16 protein-coding genes are annotated in these 21,157 nt (G+C 42.3%); 2 read left to right on the top strand and 14 right to left on the bottom strand.

What is annotated here, in order from left to right:
• Window positions 1-135: 135 nt before the first annotated feature.
• From V8Q34_RS06890 to V8Q34_RS06865, 6 genes are all read right to left on the bottom strand, one after another.
• On the bottom strand, window positions 136-3,249 hold the full coding sequence (locus tag V8Q34_RS06890) for an alpha-mannosidase (protein WP_335835129.1): 3,114 nt from the start codon (window positions 3,247-3,249) through the stop codon (window positions 136-138).
• A gap of 242 nt (window positions 3,250-3,491) precedes the next feature.
• Window positions 3,492-4,733: an MFS transporter gene (locus V8Q34_RS06885; RefSeq protein ID WP_335835128.1), complete on the bottom strand. Its 1,242-nt coding sequence runs from the start codon at window positions 4,731-4,733 to the stop codon at window positions 3,492-3,494.
• Between the two features lie 9 nt (window positions 4,734-4,742).
• Window positions 4,743-6,077, bottom strand: coding sequence for an ABC transporter substrate-binding protein (locus tag V8Q34_RS06880; RefSeq protein WP_103732628.1), 1,335 nt, complete (start codon window positions 6,075-6,077; stop codon window positions 4,743-4,745).
• Between the two features lie 22 nt (window positions 6,078-6,099).
• Entirely contained in the window at window positions 6,100-6,939 is an 840-nt protein-coding gene (locus tag V8Q34_RS06875) for a carbohydrate ABC transporter permease (RefSeq protein ID WP_335835127.1), read from the bottom strand.
• 12 nt (window positions 6,940-6,951) lie between these two features.
• Entirely contained in the window at window positions 6,952-7,860 is a 909-nt protein-coding gene (locus V8Q34_RS06870) for a carbohydrate ABC transporter permease (protein WP_052098771.1), read from the bottom strand.
• 251 nt (window positions 7,861-8,111) lie between these two features.
• Complete coding sequence (locus V8Q34_RS06865) at window positions 8,112-9,047, bottom strand: sugar phosphate isomerase/epimerase family protein (RefSeq protein WP_335835126.1); 936 nt, start codon at window positions 9,045-9,047, stop codon at window positions 8,112-8,114.
• Between the two features lie 276 nt (window positions 9,048-9,323).
• Between V8Q34_RS06865 and V8Q34_RS06860 the strand changes: the two genes are divergently transcribed.
• Window positions 9,324-11,117 (top strand): sensor histidine kinase, encoded by a 1,794-nt coding sequence (locus V8Q34_RS06860; protein WP_335835125.1) that lies wholly within the window; start codon window positions 9,324-9,326, stop codon window positions 11,115-11,117.
• A 6-nt stretch (window positions 11,118-11,123) separates the two neighbouring features.
• Complete coding sequence (locus tag V8Q34_RS06855; protein ID WP_335835124.1) at window positions 11,124-12,602, top strand: helix-turn-helix domain-containing protein; 1,479 nt, start codon at window positions 11,124-11,126, stop codon at window positions 12,600-12,602.
• Window positions 12,603-12,664: 62 nt separating this feature from the next.
• On the opposite strand, the gene V8Q34_RS06850 is transcribed toward V8Q34_RS06855, so the two are convergent.
• From V8Q34_RS06850 to guaA, 8 genes are all read right to left on the bottom strand, one after another.
• Window positions 12,665-13,501, bottom strand: coding sequence for an MBL fold metallo-hydrolase (locus V8Q34_RS06850; protein WP_335835123.1), 837 nt, complete (start codon window positions 13,499-13,501; stop codon window positions 12,665-12,667).
• A gap of 307 nt (window positions 13,502-13,808) precedes the next feature.
• Window positions 13,809-14,030, bottom strand: a complete 222-nt coding sequence (locus V8Q34_RS06845) for a hypothetical protein (RefSeq protein ID WP_118743370.1) — start codon at window positions 14,028-14,030, stop codon at window positions 13,809-13,811.
• A 192-nt stretch (window positions 14,031-14,222) separates the two neighbouring features.
• Complete coding sequence (locus V8Q34_RS06840; protein WP_335835122.1) at window positions 14,223-14,636, bottom strand: hypothetical protein; 414 nt, start codon at window positions 14,634-14,636, stop codon at window positions 14,223-14,225.
• Between the two features lie 164 nt (window positions 14,637-14,800).
• Entirely contained in the window at window positions 14,801-15,499 is a 699-nt protein-coding gene (locus V8Q34_RS06835; protein ID WP_335835121.1) for a gamma-glutamyl-gamma-aminobutyrate hydrolase family protein, read from the bottom strand.
• 83 nt (window positions 15,500-15,582) lie between these two features.
• On the bottom strand, window positions 15,583-16,041 hold the full coding sequence (locus V8Q34_RS06830) for a GNAT family N-acetyltransferase (RefSeq protein ID WP_335835120.1): 459 nt from the start codon (window positions 16,039-16,041) through the stop codon (window positions 15,583-15,585).
• Window positions 16,042-16,074: 33 nt separating this feature from the next.
• Complete coding sequence (locus V8Q34_RS06825; protein ID WP_335835119.1) at window positions 16,075-18,030, bottom strand: MATE family efflux transporter; 1,956 nt, start codon at window positions 18,028-18,030, stop codon at window positions 16,075-16,077.
• Between the two features lie 3 nt (window positions 18,031-18,033).
• Entirely contained in the window at window positions 18,034-18,480 is a 447-nt protein-coding gene (locus V8Q34_RS06820; protein WP_335835118.1) for a MarR family winged helix-turn-helix transcriptional regulator, read from the bottom strand.
• Window positions 18,481-19,612: 1,132 nt separating this feature from the next.
• Window positions 19,613-21,157, bottom strand: coding sequence for a glutamine-hydrolyzing GMP synthase (gene guaA, locus V8Q34_RS06815; RefSeq protein ID WP_033139147.1), 1,545 nt, complete (start codon window positions 21,155-21,157; stop codon window positions 19,613-19,615).

The raw sequence follows: 21,157 nt of genomic DNA, 5'->3' as shown, positions 1-21,157 counted from the left end.
TCATATATGGTCATGACTTCATTATAATCTGCCTTTTCTTCTCTCCTGTTCATACTGCAAAAATACGCCTGCCATACGGTTTTTCATCTTTTCATAGTTAGATATATTGTTTTTCACAATCCTTTTTCTCCACTTTTACAGATACAGTTTAAAGGTCTTGATCATAAACGGCGTAACCTCAAAGGATACTTTGGAGCCTTCCACTGACTCTCCGGTGTCATGCTCCAGTAAATTACAGGGCACGATACGTTTTACATCAAACTGGGAAGTAAGGGTCACTTTTCTTCTTCCGCCCCTGCACTCATGCAGCCTTACAATCAGGCAGTCTTCCTCCTCCGCCTTCTTCACTGCATCAATCTGCACACAGTCCGAAGACACTTCCACAAGCTTTCTCCAATCCGTAAATACACCGGAAACAACCTGTGCAGGCAGGTTCAGCTGATTGGCAGCTTCGATGGTCCCGCCTTCTGTCACATTTCCAATATGGGGATACAGAGAATAAATAAATTCATGCACCCCCTTATCCGCCGTGGTGTCCGGATAAACTGCGCTCTTCAACAGGCTTAGCTTTACAGCATTGTCTTTGATGCTGTATCCATATTTACAATCATTCAACAGGCTGACACCATATCCGTTTTCTGAAAGGTCTGCCCATTTATGTCCGCAGACTTCGTATCTTGCCCAGTCCCAGCTGGTGTTCCAGTGGGTGGGGCACTCCGCATGTCCGAACTGGATATCATAGACTGCCTTTGTGGAACGGATATTGGTGTAAAATGCAGTTTTCAGCAGTCTCTGGGTCTCCTGCCAGTCTGCCTGAGTGACAAAATCAATTCTTCGGGAATCTTTATACACTGTCATATCCTGCCGGATGGTGGACTTGTGGTACTTAAATACAAAGCGTACCACTGCTTTTAACTCTCCCTTTTCCACCAGTTCTACAGCTTCTGCCAGCTTTGCGGTTTCTTTTTTCTGAGTATAGAAAATATCAATATCCCAGGCATCGTAATTAATGGGCTTATCCTCATAGATTTCCAGTACATTTCCGGGCTGTCCCTCTTTCAGCACAGACCTGTCCGCCTCTTTATCGAAAATCTCGGTCAACTGTCCGTCCTCATTCCAGGAAATGGTGTAGATTGGGGTTTCCAGTGTATTTCCGTCAAATGAAAAGCTGTCGCCGGAAGTATCTTCCGCTTCAAAATGCACATCTTCGGCAGGCTCAAACTTCACGGCAGCCGCCCCAAAATGTTCCGCTTCTACCAGAACTTCGTATCCGCCCGCAGTCTTCTGGGCTTCCAGCTTTTGTCCCTTTTCATCCACAAATCTTCCTGTCCCTTCTTCAGGAATCAGAACCAGCTCTTTTCCGCCAAAGCTATTGGTGGTATATACACTGTACATATGCGCTTCCGGTTTTGTAACAATTTTAAGCACATCATCTGTTATCCGGTCTGCCCTCTCCTCCGCGATACCATAGTTGACATGGGAATCCTCATAAACTTCATGGATGGAAGAGCCCGGGATAATATCATGGAACTGGTGAAGCAGCACGCACTCCCAGCTTTTATTCAGTTCCTGCTGTGCGTAATTTCCGCCCAGGATGTAAGACAGAGAGGACAGCCATTCTGTCCGGGCCAGTTTGTTTTCCAGACGGCGGTTTGTTTTCTTATTGTATGCCTGGGATGTATACGTTCCTCTGTGGTATTCCAGATACAGTTCGCCATCCCAGGTGTGGACGTAGCGATCCGTTTTGTCCACATTCTCATGCATCCTGCGGAAGAAATCTTTCGCCTGTACAGCCTTTACTTTCGGCAGACCAGGAATCACGTCCATGGCTCTTCTCAGTTCCAGCATATCCCTGGTAACACCGCCGCCTCCGTCGCCGTAACCATAGGAGATCAGCGTCTCGCTGCTCAGTTCCTTGTTCTTAAATTTCTTCCAGCTTCCGATCACTGCATGAGGTGTCACCATTCCGTTATATGTGGCATATCTGGTGTCTGAGTCCTGTCCCTCACTGGGAGTATTTACAAAGTAAGTCAGCACCTCGCTGCCGTCAATCCCCCTCCATCGGAACAAGTCATCAGGAATACTGTTAAACTGGTTCCAACTGATCTTGGTAGTCATAAATGTATCTATCTCACACTGTTTCAGAATCTGAGGCAGCGCCCAGCTGTAACCGAATACGTCAGGCAGCCACAGATACTCACATTTTTTTCCAAACTCCTTTTCCATAAAGCGGGTCCCGTGGAGGAACTGGCGCACCAGTGCTTCACCGGAGGAAATGTTACAGTCAGCTTCCACCCACATGCCGCCGTCGGGTTCCCATTTGCCTTCCGCCACTTTTTCTTTGATCTTGGTATACAGTTCCGGGCAGTCCTCTTTGATATATTTGTAAAGCTGAGGCTGGGTCTGAAGGAAAATAAACTCATCATACAGTTCCATCAGGCGGAGCACAGTAGAAAAAGATCGCTGTGCTTTCTCTCTGGTGTGCTTCAGACGCCACAGCCATGCCACGTCAATATGGGTATGTCCTACTACGCTGACTGTCACATCGGTATGCTTCTCCATCTGGTCAAGCTCAGTCATCAGAACCTCATAGGCGGTCTCCACTGTCTCATAGAAATATTCCTCATCCCAGTTGATAAACTGAAGCACCCGGTCCAGAGCGGCTTTCAGCTTCACATACTGCTCGTTGTCCTCCGGCATCAGCCGCAGTGTACCGGTGATGGCTTTTGCAAAATAATACAGCTCATCTGTGGTCTTATGCAGATACGCCACATCCGCCTGTTTACACTGATGGAAAAAGGTGCGGTGCGCGCCGCCCCCTTCCAATCCGGTCCAGAGAAGGAATGTGAGACGTACCGCTTTTCCCTCCTCCCCCCGGAAAATAACTTCATTGTGGTTGGTGTCCACACCCTGATAAGGATGTCCATCCACATACAGCAGGGACTCAAATCCGCTGTTGTATCCGCCTCCGGTCTCACCAAAGTCAAATAAACCAACTACTTCACAGCCTTCTTTTGCTTCCGGCAATTTCACTTCTTTTTCGATCCACAGATAACGGTCTCTTCCCACAAAGGAATCGTTGATTCCGAACTCCGGACCCTCTATTTTCTCCGGCAGCCCGCAATAGCTCTCGTCTTTTGGAAGATTTCCCTCCATAGATATGAACGGCGCGATGCACTGATGGCTAAAGTATCTGCGCCGGCCCAGTTCGCTTACTCTTCTTTCAAACTTGTCCAGTGTCAAAAACATCTGTTGTTCCTCCTTATAGAATTTCGTTTATCTCAACTCTTTTATTTATACTTTAAACAAAAACTTCCTTTTTGTCTTGTGTTTCTGTGAATTTTATGTGTAAATTTTAATATTTATCTCCGTATTATGTGGCTTTTTCCATTCCTCTCTTGCACCGATAAAAAGGTGTACAGATTTTTATCACAGATCTGTACACCTTAATTTTTTATTCCTGATTCCTCATAATTTTAATCGGACTGTTATCAGTATTCCGTATAAATATTCTTTCTGTTTATCCCCCAGCGTTTTATAGGGATTATACAGCAGAACATCCCGGCAATTCCACACAGACACCAGGCAAATTCTGTTCCGCCCCAACCAAACTTTTCTGTCAGCACGCCGAACAGGATACTGGCAGCTGCACTTCCCAGGTGGGTAATGGCATTTAAAACCCCGGTTGCGGTAGATACTTTACCTTCACCACGGAAATGCATGGGCAGTAAACTGACAAACAATGTATTTACTCCTGTCATCATACTGGTAACCACTGCAAATACCACCATACTTCCCGGAAGGGAAAGTCCTGTCATCATCAAAACAATACATACAACAGAAACCCCAAAGAAAACTGCTCCGGTCTTGGTTTCATTCTTAAAAAGCGTCCGGTTCCCATATCCTGCCATATAGACACCGGACAGATTCACTATGGGAATCACCATAGAAATAATAACCGATAATGACGAACTGATGGTAAATCTTTCTATCAGATAAGTAGGTATCCAGGTTGTCAGTCCATCTTTTAATACGCCATGGATAAACGTAGCAGCAAGCATCCACAAAACCCCGGAAGCTGCCAGAGATATTTCCTTTTTATTTACCTGCCTTTTGCCGGGCTGTGTATTCTGAATTGGCTTCTGAACTTTTTCAATTTTTTTCTCAATGATCGGAATTGCAATCTGCCACAACAAAACAACTGCAGCAAGCCAGATCCCGGCACTCCAGAAACAGTATCTCCAGTTTGCTGCCTTTAGCATAACTGCATCCAGAAGATATGCCGCCAGCATTCCCGCCGGAGCTGTAAATGACAACATTAAGATAATATTTACCGACTGCTGTCCGTAAGTCAGATTTATCACCATCTTTACCACCGGCGGCCAGATCATGGCCTGGGATACACCATTTAGAAACCACAGAATCTGCATTCCTGTAACACTGTCAACAAACGGAAATAATAAATTGGCCGCTGTAGTCCCAATCAGACCAATGGAAACCAGTTTCTTAGGCGAGATTTTGTCTCCCAGAATGCCACAGGGAATCTGAGCCAGTCCGTATGCCAGATAAAATGCCGCCGCAACACTTCCCAGCTCTGTTTTCCCCCACAATCCTGTCTGAGTCATATCACCCATACTTGCAGAAAAATTCAAACGTCCAAGATAGATAGAAAAATATACGATCCAACATACCATACCCAATGCTGCTGCACTGTTTTTTCCTGCATTTTTCATAATTTTTATTTATTCCTGATTTGCCCAGTATTCATCCAATGCCTGCTGTGCAATGACTGCCGCGTCATCCAGCGCTTCTTTTGCCGGTACATTTTCAATCTCGATCAGGTCACATGCATCTGACAATGCGGTCATTACATCACCACCGGTAATATCATGCCACTTTCTGCGTCCAAGTTCAGCCTGTTCGATCGGCACAAGTGCCTGTGGATTCTTTTCCAAATATGCTTTATATTCTTCATCTTCTTTAACTGAGCTGCGTACCGGTACATATCCTGCACTCATAGAGAAGTTTTTTGTTCCCACTTTATTAAGATAGGTGAGGAATTTGAAAGCTGCCTGTTTTTCAACATCCGGTGCTTTCTTCACAATAGCCGCTGTAATGGGGTCTACATAAGGTTTTGGCGGGTTGTCGTTAAATCCGGGCTGCACATGAGCCGCAATAATATTAAAATCCAGATCTCCCTGGTCACCGCTGGAACCTATATATCCTCCGGCCCTTCCCTGCATTACATCATCAATGGTCTTATACCAATATTCCCAGCCGTCTCCGCCAAAGTGGATTCCCATGATTTTCTCTTCATTGATCCATTTGCGGGCAGATTCCATTGCTTCCACAAATGCGTCACTGTTAAAGGTAACGGTTTTCTCGTCCTCACTTACAATGGTTCCTGCATTACTGCATGCAATGTCAACCAGACAGTCAGGTCCGGACATTGGCTCAAATCCGAAGAAATTGGGTTCCTCTGTTTTATAATGTTCCTGCAGCGTACGTGCTGCATCAGCAACATTCTGCCAGGTAGCAAATACTTCATCCGGATCCAGACCCACTTCTTCAAACATATCTTTTCTGTAGTAAACTACCTGTGTAGTTCCCCATACCGGAAGGCTGTACACATGGCCTTCACTGTCACGGCAATAATCCATGAAGGCTTCTATAATGTCATCTTTGTCAAACTCAGGATCTGCAGCAATATAATCATCCATATATTCCAATACCCCTTTTTCCGCAAACGTAGTGGAATCTATGTGGCTTCCCAAATAACAGGCCGGAACCTCTCCGGATGCAATTGCCGCCTGCAGCATCTTACTGGTCTCCTCATAGCTCGACTGAACCACACCTTTCACAACAACCTCATCCTGTGACTCATTAAAGGCAACAATCATCTCTTCCATAGTCTCACCCAGAGTTCCCCCCAGCCCGTACCAGAATTCAATTTCCACCGGGCCTGAAGCGCTTTCGTTTCCGCCCTTTGCTGTACTTCCGGAATCATTCTTTCCGCATCCGACTGCTGATACCATTGTCAGCATTGCCAGTGTCAGTGCAATTGTTCGTTTTTTCATTTTCGTTTTCTCCTTAACTTTTTTATTCTTTTACCGCAGCATCACTGGTAATTCCGTTTAAAATCCAACGTTGTCCGAAAAAGAACAGTAACAACAATGGAAATACGATCACACAACATGCTGCCATAATAGTTCCCCACTTTAATCCATAAGCACCCTCTGATGTAAAGAATGCCTGCAGTCCCATGCTCACCAGGTATTTTTCCTTATCGTGAATCAATAAGGAAGGCCACATAAAACTATTATAACTGCCCAGGAAGGAAAGTAATCCCAGGGTAACAAATGATGAAACTGACATGGGGGCAACTACCTTCCATAGAATCTTCCAATGGCCTGCCCCGTCAATACGTGCCGCTTCCACAATACCGGGACTGATTTGTGTAAATACCGTTCTTAAGAAAAAGATATTAAAAATGCTGGCACAACTGGAAAAAACATAGCCGGCGTGGGTATTCATCAATCCTAATTTTGATAAAATCACATATGATGGCACATAAGTTGTACTGGCCGGCATAATGTATGTAATCATGATCAATGCGATCAAAATATTTTTTCCGCGGAAATGGATATGAACCAGCGCATATGCAAACATTGCTGAATTAATTAAGATCACTGCTGTAATAATAACCGCTGTGTAAGCACTATTCCACATATATTTAAAAAATGTTCCGTCTGCCAGAGCATCTCCGTAGTTGATCCACTGAGCCACTGATGGAAAAACCTTTGGCGGGACTTCCCAGATTTCATTTTTCGTCTTTATGGAATTGGTGAACATCCATAGAAATGGAAATGCTATTAAAAAACTTGTCAAAACCAGAATCACATGAACCAGACTATTCTTTATTCCTTTTTTTCTCGTCACTGTTGTCACCTCCTAGTTATAGAATACGGTTTTCTTGGAAATTTCAGTCTCAGCCCAGGAAAGAACCACAGTTATAAGCACCAGCACCACTGCCACCGCTGAGGCTTTTCCGGTTTCAAAATTTCTGAACGCTTCCTGATAGTAATAATACAGCAGTGTACGGGTGGAACCTGCCGGACCTCCCTGTGTCAGTACCTGTATCTGGTCATAGGCCTGAAGTGAACTGATACTGGACATGATAACCAGGAAAAATGTTGTAGGAGATATCATTGGAAGCGTAACTTTCCAAAACTGCTGAAATCCATTGGCGCCATCAATGGCTGCTGCCTCCTTCAGACTCTGCGGAACCTTCCGAAGCGCTTCCATATAAAAGATCATGGTCCAACCGATACCCTTCCATACAGTCACAATCAAAACACTGAGCATCGCTGTACTGCTGCTTTGTGTCCACTGACTGCCGGGAAGTCCAAAGAGACCCAGAATATAGTTCAAAATTCCCACACGTGGTTCAAAGATCCAGGACCATACAACACTGACTGCAACCATAGGTGTGATATATGGTGCGAAGATCACGGTACGATACACCCCGGTTCCTTTTCTTGCACCATTCATCAGCAGTGCTACCAATAAACCTAAGACAATCGTCGGAACGGTGCTCCCCACTGCAAAAACCAGTGTATTCCACAGTACGTCCCCAAATTTAGGGTCCCTCAACAGACTGGCAAAATTCTTAAGACCCATGAAGTTGATATTTTCGGACATCATATCCCAGTCCGTAAAGCTGAGCCCACCGGACCATACTACCGGTATTACCCAAAAGATAAGCAGCGGAATCAACGCCGGCACCACAAACATAACCCCTGTGAGATTCTCTTTCCGTGAATAATGCACTTTTACTTTTCTTTTTCCCTCTTTCTGCATATTTTCACTTTCCTTTCCCTTTTCTGTTCATACTCAAATTCATATCTGAATTGTAGCATCCGCATTATTCAATTTACATATCTTTATTTGCCAATGAATGTCTTCTTTTGTTCATCTCGTACAGGCATATGTGGGACCCGCTCCATACCATATGGTATTTTTATACAATTCATATCCGATTGACACAAAACAAAAGGGCGGCAGAAACTGCTTTTTTAATACAGTTCCCGCCGTCCCTTCAAATTCTCTTATCAATCATAAACACTTTCCGAAGCTTTTGCATCCAGTACCATTTGATGAAATCTGAGAGCTCTCTCATGACAGTCTTTCAGCAGACTTATCTCTTCCTCATGGGACTCAAATGCTTCTCCATATTTCAGCCCTACCTCAAAATCCGCAGGAAGATCTATTGGAGCTTTTGCCACCCAGCGGGCAATCTGATTCCAATCCAGCACTCCGGTAAATGGTACTCTGTGAGCATCTGCCATCACCACCGCCCGCTCGTCATTCAACTTTTCGGGTGCAATGGAATCTGTATCCTGAAGGTGTGTCGCATAGAGACGGTCATAATATTTTTCCAGGAATACATAATAGTTATCCTGGCTCATAATACTGGCATGACCGGAATCATAACACAATCCTATAAAATCATCATCATACCTGTCAAATATTCTCTCATACTTATCAATCTGGTACTTCATAGGTGTCAGAAGAAGATTCTCCAGAGCAATTTTTACCCCCGCCGCTTTCGCATAGCCCTGTATCTCATCGAAGGAACGGTACACCTGCCGGTAATAATCTTTCATATTACTTTCATTTTTCTCAAATTCCCGAAATGGAAGCTGCATATGTAAAACCATTACATTTGCTCCAATATGCGTACACAGATCAATCCTGTTTTTTAAAAGGTCTGCTCCCGCCAGCCGCAAATACTCATTTGCGTTTGTGTAATCTTTTCGGCTTCCCCCCTCCGTTGCATGAACAGAATGTCCCTTTACTCCGTAATGTTTCAGAACTGCTCCTGCCTGAAGCATTTCACTTTTACTGTACATATATTCATCCGACCAGTCATGGATCCACTGTGTATGCGTAAAACCCGCCTCCGCCAGACAACATATCTGATGTTCCATACTTGCCCAATCATGCAAGTCATTGTTATAGTCTGTATTAACCGATGTTTCCAACATATATCTTTCCCCCAGCTGCTGTTTTGGCCTGCGCCTTTTTTGTGCAATTGGACTTAGCTTTTGCACATCCAACTGCAATTGTTTATATTCTAAAATTTATATTTGAAGTATAGCATCTTTCTTTCTTAATCTACATATCATCTTTTGCTATTGAATATCTTCTTTTGTTCATTTGGTATAGATATGCATACAAATTAAAAGCCTTATGTTATAATGTCCACATATTAGAAGTAATTATATCATTTATTACATTATTCCAATATATTGGAGGTGCCTATGAGCCTTTTCACCAAACGAACACTGGTTCAAAAAATATGTATATTATCCCTGCTCTTTTTGACGATTCCCACACTGTTTTTTTCCTTCTATCTGTATAAAAAACAAACACGGGAATTACACACACAGTTGATTCATGAACAGGGCATAGCGATCGAACAGACAACGAAAACACTGGATAATATTCTTACTTCTATTTCAGACCTTTCAAGAGATATTGCCTACTCACAACCCCTGAATAATTATCTCGGAAAACATTATCGTATGGGGCTGAATAAATTTCCTGTATGGTCTGAAAAATATCTGGGCGAAATCATTGCTTCCATCAAATATTCTTTAAAATACAGAAATCTGGGTGTCAACACAGCCAACATTTTTACAACAACTCCTCTGGAGGAGGAAGGCAGCTATTTCTGGTCTGCAGACCGGCTTGTAAATCTGGATTTTTTTCAACAGTTTCAGGAAGCAGAAAGCGAATTTGGCCTTTTTTATCTCGATACGAAACAAACTGAAGTTTTTCATGATACCTGCGGATACTCCACAAGTTCTGCAGACAAAAATATCATCCTGGTCATACAAAAAATCAATACAGAATACCAGGGTTCCTGTATGGGATATATTGTTTTTGAATGCTCCCCGTCCAAAATATTTCCGACTCTGTTTCGTCCTTCGCAAAACGGAAATTATTTTGCCTGGTTTCAGGACTCGCAAAAAGGTTACGGGGCAGAACCACCCCAAAACCTGGAGGAGCTTCTTAATGATGATGCAAATTCCGCTCCGTTTTTCATAAACTCCGGCAAAGAACAATACATCTGCTGTATGATGGAGCATTTTGACATTATAATCATGAACACGCAGCCGCTTACTTTTTATTCCAGTAACCGCCCTGTGTTCAGTCTTTCCCTGGTACTGGCCTCATTTGCTGTACTTCAGTTTATACTGTTAACAATTTTTATCCGAAAATCTTTTCATCAGCTTCACACCGATCTGAATCTGATGGATGCAATCATTGCCCATGGGTTTAAAGAAAAGATTCCGGAAACGCGTTCTGATGAAATCGGTATGATTGCCCACAGATACAATATTTTACTGGATAAGATAAATTCCCTGATACAGGAAACCGTAGAGAAAGAAACCACTCAGACTCAGGCTCAGCTAAAAGCTCTGCAATATCAGATCAATCCGCATTTTATCTATAACACACTGAGTATTTTTTCCGGATACGCTTCCCAGCATGGCCAGGAAATACTTGCAGAATCCATTGCATCTTTTGGACAGATCCTCCGATACAACATAAAAAATGACGGATTGTACGCGACGATTGAATCTGAACTTCGCACCGCTGTCTCTTTGATCAACGTGTACAATATCCGCTATTTTAATCAATTACGTTTGACTACGGACGTTCCTGAATCCGTTCAAAAGATACAGATTATTAAATTTTTACTGCAGCCTCTTTTGGAAAATTCCATTCTACACGGATTGGTATCGCCTAACACTTCCCTGCATATACATATTTCCATTAAACCAATGGCTGATTTTATGGAAATAAAGGTTTGCGATGATGGAGACGGCATGTCACCGGACCGATTATCAGAGGTATTATACAGCCTGGAACATCCTTCTGAAACTTTACTGGATTCTTCCAACGGTACTTTTATCGGCCTGCAGAACATCTATAGACGACTGAAACTTTTTTACAGCCAACGTGCTCAGCTTACAATTGAAAGCCGGGAACACCATGGGACTACTATAATGATTCATATTCCGGCTGACGTAATAAAGGAGGAGTAATGAACTATGTACAATATCCTGATTGTCGATGACGAATATTATATCTGCGAGGGCCTGCATAACAAGATTCGCCTGCTCAATTTTCCGGAAGCCGGCGAAATCCGAACCTGCCTGAGCGGGGAAGATGCCTTGGAAATTTGCCGTACCTACAAACCTCAGATTGTATTTACTGATATCAAAATGAACGGCATGGATGGTATCAGCCTGATTCATGCTTTGAGCAAAAAACTTCATCCCGTTCAGTTTATTGTGCTCAGTGGGTATGATGATTTTGATTATGTAAGAGGCGCTTTTCAAAACGGGGCTATGGACTATCTCCTAAAACCGATTCTCAATGATAGTCTGTGCAAAGTTCTCACAAAAGCTTTCTCCGCTTTTCAAAGCTATCCTCATGTACCTCACAAATTCCGGGAAAATCTTTTTCATCTTTCGGAAAACCTTTTGCAAAAGCTGACACAGCTTCCCGCTAACAGCACTCCTCCCGCATCTTTTCTTGACGGTCTTGCCAATGAAGGAATTGAAGATAACTGTTGTATTGCCATATTGGCTTTTCGTTCCCCTCAGACCTATGATGCAATGAATCATAAGATCAATGCGGTTTATGATACCATCGGCCATGTTTTATGCAATACGTTATCACAGTTTGAAATTGTTATGATCTGCGCTGCCGAAAGTTATGAACCCCTCAGAAATTTTCTTCTGGGTACTATTGATGCAAACAAAGATTCCTGCGTGGGGTGTCTGATGTCTCCTTCCGACATTTCCGGTATTGCCCGGCACTTTCAGAGGGCACAGGAATATATCTGTCTGCGTCTTCCCCTGGGATACGGACATCTCTTTACAGATATGACGCCAATGGCAAAACAGGGTATTCCTCAAAAGCTTAAACATATGATGAATCAGTTTATCCAAACACCTTCCCTGATTGCCAACAGTGCACAGCGCATTACTTTTTTTAAAAAGATCGAAGAGCTCACCATACCAGATTTGAACATTTTCTATCATTACTTTAACGAGGTACTGGGTGCAGCCTTATCCACACTAAACTATTTTGAACTGAGCCAGCGCTGTCCTCCTCTCTCTTCTTTTGCGGATTATGAGAGTCTGGAAAACTACCTTCATAATAAACTGATCAGGTATTCACAGCAAATTTCCCAGCATCCTGAGTCTTCCAATTCTTTGGATATGGTAAAGAATTATGTGGATACGCATTACATGGAAGAACTGACGCTTTCAGCTTTAGCTGACCGTTTCTTTATGAGTTATTCCTATTTGAGCAAGTCTTTTCATAAGACATTCCATATGCCGTTTCAGGAATATCTGCGTATGGTCCGTATGGAACATGCACTGGAGTTTTTGAAGAATCCCAATCTCTCCATTCAGCAAATCGCAGCAAATGTAGGGTATGAAAACGCGTTTAATTTTTCAAGAGCATTCAAATCCCAGTACGGCGTTTCTCCGAATCATTTTCGTAATAATTCCTGATTCATTACAGACAGAAAGCCTCAGAATAAAATCTGAGACTTCCTGTCTGAAATACCCTGGCTTTACTTACCTATTTCTATACACATACCATCAAAAGCCGCCTGAAATACAGTATCTTTCAGGTCTTCTATCATCCTTTCATATGTCCAGCCGCCATTATGTGAAAAATGTGTCACTACCCATGCAGTCTCCTGATCGGCAGCCCCTTCTTTTTCCATTCTTTCCTTTACTTCCAGTATATCCCCAAAACCCATATGTCCATGGTATTTTGATTTTTCCTTCCCCATCGTGCAATCCATACTGGCACCATTTAACTTTGTGCCTTTTAATCCCTTCCAAAATTCCTCGCCCGGAATTCCGGTATCATTGCCATATAAAAAGGCTGTATCTTCTTTTTCAATCAAAAACAATAACGCCTCTTCTGTCTGCATATGCCTGGCAGGCAATGCTGTGATCCTGTAATTTTCTATTTCCAGAACGTCAAATGGTTTAATTTCGTGGGGAACAATATATTCCCATATGTCTTCAACGGAAAATCTTTCTGCCATCTCCTTTAAAAGACAGATCACCGCACTGTTTCCATAAATATGAAGCTGCTCAGCTCCCCATTTCTTTCCATATTCCGGATGACGCATGAATAAATCCATAGGATAAAAATGATCATCATGTGAATGGGTTATCAAAAGATGTGAAATTGCCGACAAATCTATTTCATTTTCCAATGCATGTTTATAACTGTCTGCCGGAAAATCAATGAGCAGCTTATCATCAATCAATGCCTGGGATCTCGTTCTCACTTCTTTCTTCCGGTGTTCTCTTGCATATGTACATATCGGACAATTGCAAAATAAGGCCGGGATGCCCTCTGCTGCTGCGGTACCTAGATATTTAATTTTCATGGATTCCTTCTCCTTTACATTGTTTTATGCCTGAGTTAAAATGTTTGCTTTTATACTTATAAAAAAATCATAACACTTTTTGTCTCCTGCATCATGTTTTAAGTATAACAATTCATGCCTTTATAAAACATATCTTTTGTATCAAATTTCTATCATTTTTTATCAACTTATGTGATTGTCTGATGAACCGTCCCATATGATCATATACCTCTTTATGAAAAAAGCTTATCGCATACCAATGTCATGGTGTATAAAAAAGTCCGGGAACCCAAAATTTCCTGGTTCCTGGACTTCACCCAATTTTCCTTTATCTTCCACGGAAAAACCGGAAGATTATTTTGTATTGGAATTTTCTTCTTTTTATTTCTTCAGACTCTTTTCCTACTTCATCCAGTTCCCGGACCTGTGCATCACTCGTTCCTGAAAGAGCTTCAAGCATCTTAGCTATCTCATTTTGGGCTATGGGACCTGAAGTTAAGGACAGGCTTACCATTATGGCAAGAAATAATTTATATAATTTTTCTTTCAATTACATTCCCCCAATTCAATCTCTGCTTTCCTTTAATCTCACAATAAATATTCGATTTATATTGGTCATCTGTTTGCATACAAAAAGAAAGCCATTCCTTGAATCTTAAAATGACTTATGAACACTATCACACTTGCAGTAAAGGATTCTTGTGATAGTATATATACTTTGTTCGAGGGGAAAGAAATTGATTCAATTGTCCAAACGTACCTTCTGATCAACTAATGTCCATTCATCCGGTAACGCCTTAAATAAGGTTAAAAAGAAAAAGAGAAAAGCTATAACAAGAACCAGATGCAGGCTGAATCCTTTGGGGATAACTGCAATCGTGGGTATTGTACATATATGCTTCGTTATAGTTTCATTAAAAGAATTATTTTCGTTCAAATATGAAACGTTAAGATATGTAGTATTATCACCATCTTCATTGGCAGCGATATCTTTTGAAATTGCCCATGTCTCAATTGCAGTTGTTTTATCCAATAATTTACATAGGTTATCAGCACCACCAAAGAATACATTCATAGTAAAACATATGGCAAAAAGAAGCGTAATGAAAGAGACTATAATACAGGATATATGATTTTTTCTATTATTTATTTCCATTATAATTCCCTTCTTATCTACCGCTGCGACCAATTGGGGCAGCCTAAACTACATTGCTTTTAATTCAATATCTTGAGATGGCAGAACTCTGATTTGCTGCTTGTTATAATAAATTTTATCATACTATGTCTTATTTTACTATTATTTTGAAAAAATACAAAGTGTCAAATAGAAGTCGCAAATGCCCGTATTAAACTTTTGCTATTATCGTCTTTCTCATAAGAAAATTCAGGATGCCACTGAACGCCAAGCACAAATTTGTGAGTAGGCATATAAATTCCTTCAATCAAACCGTCCTCGGAAACTGCTGTTACCTGAAACTCAGGCGACAGTCTATGAATAGCTTGATGGTGGTAACTGTTTACCCCGATTTCTTCTTTGTGCGTAATATCGAATAGCGGAGTGTCCTTTTGTATCAAAACCTGATGCGCTGCCCTATCATACGGTGGTTTCATATAGTGGTCGATATTGCTTGCATATTCAGTTTCTAAATCCTGATACAAGGTTCCCTCATAACAGGCATTCATAAATTGAATGCCACGACAAATCCCCAAAACGGATTTATTTTGCTCCACAGCTTTCGTTAAGATATAATGCTCCATCTGATCTCGTAATTCGCAGCATTCACCGCACCAAGTTTTCTTCTCACAATGATAAAAATTCGGTGAAACATCGTGACCTCCTGTCAGCAGAAAGCCACCGCAAATCTCAAGGAAATAATCCAATTCCTCCACATTGGATGTCAGGGGGAGCATCATCGGTATCGCATTTTCTGCCTCCAGCATTTTCATATACCCCGGCAGCATCCAATAGCTTTCTTTTTCATCATCATAAAGTGGCATGATGCCAACTGTTTTTCTCATTACATCTTCTCCTCAAAAATCCAATCTTCCAACTCGACAAGTTTGATGCTTATCTGTGCATATTCATCTTATCAAATGAAAAACTATAATGACCGCTTCATATAAATAACATCATCCATAGGATTATCATAATATGCTTCACATTCTTCAAATCCCACTTTTTTATATAAATGAATTGCTGCTTGTAATGGTGTAATAGTATCTAAAACCATTTCTTTAAATCCAGCATCCTTTGCATGTTTAAGAATAGCAACAACAAGTTTATGTCCTAGTTTCATTTCCCTGTATTGTGGTGAAACATACAATCTTTTCATTTCACATCTCTCACCGGTATGTTTATGATAAGCAACCATTCCGATTACCTGCCCATCATCATCTAATGCAACGAGAAGTTCGCCTTGTGGTGGCGCATACTTTATCGCTGGATTACTAAGTTCTTCATCAATATGTTGAAATGATAAATCTCTGCCTAGATGTGTTGAATATTCTGCTATTTTATTTTTTACTTGTTCTATATAATCAATCCCATTAGCTATTCTCAAAACGATCTTATCCTCCACAACTTCAATTTTGCTTTACATTTTATCAGATGTGTGTTTGTCAACACAATTCACAATCATTTCCACCGTCTTGTCGATGCCAACGGATGAATCCAGAACAAGCTGATAGTTTTTCCCATCACCCCAACGTTTGCCGGAAATATGACGATAATAGGCACCTCTGGCCTTATCCGAACGATTGACATTTCGCTTTGCTTCTGCCGGGGTATCGCTGTATATCCCCATAACTCGCTTAATGCGATATTCTTTCGGTGCATGTATAAACACACGAATCACATTGTCATAGTCCCATAGGACATAGTCAGCAGCTCTGCCAACAATCACACAACTGCCATTATCCGCAATCTTTCGAATGATTTTCCTCTGTGCGTCGATGGCATGAAGAACTGCACCGGTGCTGAGGTACAAGTCTCGAAGCACATCTGGCGAATTCTTGTGAATATCAGAAATAAACTCCGTATCCAATCCACTTTCGTGGGCTGCTAAGGCAATCATTTCTTTGTAATAGAAAGGAATATGAAGTTGCTGCGCTACCAACTTGCCAATCTGCTTGCCAGAGGAACCATGCTGCCTTGCTATGGTGATTATAACCCCTGGTCTGGAGGGTTGCAAAGCTGGAACAGAACCGAGAACAGGAAGCTCCGGCTTTCTGTTCTTCACATAGTCTGCTTCCAGGAACTGTCGATAGAAAATAAAACCAACAATGCTTGTGACTATTTCCGTAACCGGGAAGGTGAGCCAAAACCAGTTGAGTCCAAATCGTGAAAATACATATCCCAACGGCACAAACAGTATCATGGTACGAAGCACAGTCAACGCTGAGCTTTTCAGACTATAACCCACCGCCTGAAAAAATACCGGAAAAATCAGCGAAGTGACCAACGGAAGAAAGCTGATTGCGATGATGCGAAAACTAACACGCCCAATTTCAATGACCAGTGCATCCGAAGTGAACACGCTCAATAGAGATTCCGGAATAGACATAAAGCACAGTACCCCCAACGCCATAAACGCAAGACCGCAACCAATAGACGTTGTCAGGGTCTTTTTGCAGCGGTCAATATTTCTGGCGGCATAGTTAAAGCTAATCACGGGCACGATACAGGTCTGCATTGCGTTAAGAGGAATAAAAAAGAAGGTCTGCCACTTATAGTAAAGTCCTAATACCGTAACGGCCTGATCAGAAAATCCTGCAAGAATCAAATTCAACCCCAATATGTAAAAGGTGTATGCGGATTGCATAAGGATATTGGGCGTTCCCAAACGGAAGATCCTTGCACTATAGCGGGGATAGACTTCTTTTGCCGGAGATGGATGAAAACCTTTTTTCATAACGATTAGCGCCGCAACAATCTGTCCTGCAACAGTGGCAACCGCAGCACCGGCGATGCCCATCCGGGGCAGACCAAACATACCGAAGATTAACAGCGAGTCGATTACGATATTTGTCACAGCTCCTGCAATCTGCGCCACCATAGGCGTTTTCATATCGCTGCCCGCCTGCAAAATCTTTGTCCAGATGCTTTCCAAAAACAAACCAAAGCTGAACACGCAGACAATTCTTCCATAAGCAATCACATCCTGGATGACTGCTTCAGATTCGGTGGACATTCTCGCATAGGTAGGCATGACGAGCCATGAAATCAGAGCAAACAGAAACCATAGCAGAATCGCAAGAGGCATTCCAACACCGGCATATTCATCGGCTTCTTTTTCCCGACCTTCGCCCAGCTTAGCCGCAATGACAGTGTTGATACCCACACCGGTTCCCACCGCAAGAGCGATCATCAACAGCTGAAGCGGATAAATGATGGACAGTGCCGTTAAGCCACTGTCGGAGAATCTACTGATGAACAGACTGTCTATGATGTTATACAGTGCCTGAATCAACTGTGCCAGCATTACAGGAGGTGCCAATTTCAGAAGGATTCTGCTGATTTTTTCTTTTTTGTATAATTCAATTGTATCCATATTTTATTCCTTCGTTTCATCCATAGTTTTATACAAAGCTTTGTTATATTCTAACAAAAGATGTGTCAGAGCAGACAGCTTTTCACTGCCGAACTGTGCTAAAGCGCCGGATTCCATCGCATCCAGCGAAGCTAGTAACGGTGTCACATATTCTTCTCCCTTTTCTGAGAGCATAAAGGCCTTTTCACGTCCGATTGAGTGTTCACGACTGTATACCAGCACTCCTTTTTTTCGCAATCCGGTTATGACGTTATTTATGGTCTGGCGAGGAAGCAGATAACTGTCGCATATTTGTTTTTGCGTGCAAAATCCAAACTCCCGAATGGTGTATATCACAAGCATTTCGTGATAGCTGATTCCATGCTCAGCAGACCATGCAGAATAAATACCACGGATTTGAATAATTGCCCTGTTAATATCATTGATAAGATTTAGTGATTTATTTTTCATAAACAACACCTCCATCCAAATCCCAAATGGGATTATACTGTAAAAATCTATTGCTTGCAATAGATTTGTAAAAAATATTACAAACAAAAACATCCTCTTTGGATTTACACCGCAACGACTGTTTTTATGCCATAAAAGAATATCTGTCCGCTATATCAGCAATTCGTGAAATTCAAATTCGTAATATATAAGTGAGGGTTTTAACTGCCTTCACTTTTCTTTTATATTGAAGGCGATTGTCTAACAGAATTTCAAATTGGGATACCACGCCCGAAGATAAATGTGTTAGCCAGCCTTCATATTCCTGCATTCGATTCAGCAAATTATGACAGTTTATCTGCTCCTGTTTAACTAGCAAATATGAATGGACCTTGAAGCGTTCAGATGGCAGCATACGTGCCAAACCATTTATTATGCATCATTCCCTTTCGGATATGGATGCTATAGTAAAATATTTAAATAGCCTTGATGAAACCATGCCAGGAATCACATCTTTGTTAAAGCTGAAAATCTGTAAACCTGATGAGTGTGCATTGTTACTTTTTATTAAAAACCACTTGCTTTTCCTAAACAAATAGATTTAGCAAAGTGTTATCATTTTCTTATCAAACCACTTTTCAAGATGCCTCAAACCCGCATAAAGGCTGGGTTCTTCAATTTGTTGCACTTATACCCGCCACAAATACTGATTCTACAAGGATTATAGCGCTTTTCGCTGTAACTAAAAAAGCCCCGAACTTTAGATTCTCTCTAAAGATTCGAGACTTTTTTCTTATTTTATACCAGGCTAACGTTTTTTGCCCCAAACAGGATAATCACCTTTGCCCGAAAACAAACCCTGTTCCCATGCACTCCCCATTATCCTCCAATGTGTAAATTCCATCATCCTCTACATCCTCTCCCTTACCCCTTACTACCCCCATCCCTCTCCCAGCATATCTCGTCTCGAAGGTTCGTAACGACTTTCGTCACAACCCCCGTATTTACTGGGTTTGTGGAGCTTTTTGCCGTAACAAAAAAGCCCCGAACTTTAGATTCTCTCTAAAGATTCGAGACTTTTTTCTTCTTATTATATCAGGCTAACGTTTTTTGCCCCAAACAGGATAACAGAAGTTACATCAGAACAAACCCTCTATTCGAACTCAATCGTAGCCGGCGGTTTCCCCGTACAATCATACATAACCCTGTTAATATGCTTCACTTCATTCACAATCCTGCTTGTCGCCTTCCCAATCACATCCCAGGGAATCTCTGCGCTCTCAGCTGTCATGAAATCCGTAGTAGTAACCGCTCTCAGCGCCACTGCATAGTCATAGGTTCTCTCATCCCCCATAACGCCCACTGATTTCATATTCGTCAATGCTGCGAAATACTGTCCAATCTCCTTATCCAGTCCTGCATTGGCGATTTCCTCACGCCAGATGGCATCAGCCTCCTGCACCATTTCCACTTTTTCCGCAGTTACCTCTCCAATGATCCTGATACCAAGACCCGGGCCCGGAAACGGCTGACGGAACACCAGATACTCCGGAATCCCCAGTTCAAGGCCGGCCTTGCGCACCTCATCTTTAAACAGGTCACGGAGCGGCTCGATAATCTCCTTAAAATCAACGTAATCCGGCAGGCCGCCCACATTATGGTGAGATTTGATCACAGTGGACTCTCCGCCCACTCCGCTCTCCACAACATCCGGATAAATCGTTCCCTGCACCAGGAAATCAACCGCACCGATCTTCTTCGCCTCTTCCTCAAATACGCGGATAAACTCTTCACCGATAATTTTCCGCTTATCTTCCGGCTCTTCCACACCTTTTAATCTCTCATAAAAACGTTCCTGCGCATTTACTCTGATGAAATTCAGGTTATAAGGGCCTTCCGGTCCGAATACCGCCTCAACCTCATCGCCCTCATTCTTCCTTAAAAGACCATGGTCCACAAACACACAGGTAAGCTGATTTCCAACTGCCTTTGACAGCATAACCGCTGCAACAGAGGAGTCCACACCGCCGGAAAGCGCGCACAGCACTTTGCCGTCTCCAACCTTCTGACGGATGGCATTGATGCTCTCCTCCACAAAGGAATCCATCTTCCAGTCACCGGAGCATTGACACACATTATAAACAAAATTGGAAAGCATTTTCTTCCCTTCCTGTGTATGCAGCACTTCCGGATGGAACTGAACCGCGTACAGGTTCTTTTCCGGATTCTGCACTGCTGCAACCGGACAGTCCGATGTATGGGCAATGATCTCAAATCCCGGTGCTTCTTTCGCAATATAGTCATTGTGACTCATCCAGCAAATTGTCTTCTCGGACACGTTCTCAAACATCTTGGAAGACTGTTCCACCGTAACCTCGATCTTTCCATATTCCCTGACAGGCGCTGTGCCTACCTGACCGCCTAACAGATGCATCATAAGCTGCGCACCATAACAGATTCCCAGAACCGGAATTCCCAGCTCAAAGATTTCTTTTGTATATGTGGGAGAATCCTCCAGATACACGCTGTTAGGACCTCCGGTAAAAATAATTCCCTTAGGCTGGATTTCTTTTATTTTCTCAATATCTGTCTTGTAAGAATAGATCTCACAGTATACATTGCATTCCCGAACACGTCTTGCTATCAACTGGTTATACTGGCCGCCAAAATCAAGTACAATTACGGTTTCTCTCTTCAA

Source organism: Blautia sp. JLR.GB0024 (assembly GCF_037000545.1).
Classification (GTDB): domain Bacteria; phylum Bacillota; class Clostridia; order Lachnospirales; family Lachnospiraceae; genus Blautia; species Blautia celeris.
This window is presented reverse-complemented; position numbering and strand designations above follow the sequence as displayed.

What these genes read in the sequence shown, in the direction of transcription:
- V8Q34_RS06890 (WP_335835129.1), bottom strand. Translation starts at nt 3,249, where the DNA reads ATGTTTTTGACACTGGACAAGTTTGAAAGAAGAGTAAGCGAACTGGGC.
- V8Q34_RS06885 (WP_335835128.1), bottom strand. Translation starts at nt 4,733, where the DNA reads ATGAAAAATGCAGGAAAAAACAGTGCAGCAGCATTGGGTATGGTATGT.
- V8Q34_RS06880 (WP_103732628.1), bottom strand. Translation starts at nt 6,077, where the DNA reads ATGAAAAAACGAACAATTGCACTGACACTGGCAATGCTGACAATGGTA.
- V8Q34_RS06870 (WP_052098771.1), bottom strand. Translation starts at nt 7,860, where the DNA reads ATGCAGAAAGAGGGAAAAAGAAAAGTAAAAGTGCATTATTCACGGAAA.
- V8Q34_RS06865 (WP_335835126.1), bottom strand. Translation starts at nt 9,047, where the DNA reads ATGTTGGAAACATCGGTTAATACAGACTATAACAATGACTTGCATGAT.
- V8Q34_RS06860 (WP_335835125.1), top strand. Translation starts at nt 9,324, where the DNA reads ATGAGCCTTTTCACCAAACGAACACTGGTTCAAAAAATATGTATATTA.
- V8Q34_RS06855 (WP_335835124.1), top strand. Translation starts at nt 11,124, where the DNA reads ATGTACAATATCCTGATTGTCGATGACGAATATTATATCTGCGAGGGC.
- V8Q34_RS06850 (WP_335835123.1), bottom strand. Translation starts at nt 13,501, where the DNA reads ATGAAAATTAAATATCTAGGTACCGCAGCAGCAGAGGGCATCCCGGCC.
- V8Q34_RS06840 (WP_335835122.1), bottom strand. Translation starts at nt 14,636, where the DNA reads ATGGAAATAAATAATAGAAAAAATCATATATCCTGTATTATAGTCTCT.
- V8Q34_RS06835 (WP_335835121.1), bottom strand. Translation starts at nt 15,499, where the DNA reads ATGAGAAAAACAGTTGGCATCATGCCACTTTATGATGATGAAAAAGAA.
- V8Q34_RS06825 (WP_335835119.1), bottom strand. Translation starts at nt 18,030, where the DNA reads ATGGATACAATTGAATTATACAAAAAAGAAAAAATCAGCAGAATCCTT.
- V8Q34_RS06820 (WP_335835118.1), bottom strand. Translation starts at nt 18,480, where the DNA reads ATGAAAAATAAATCACTAAATCTTATCAATGATATTAACAGGGCAATT.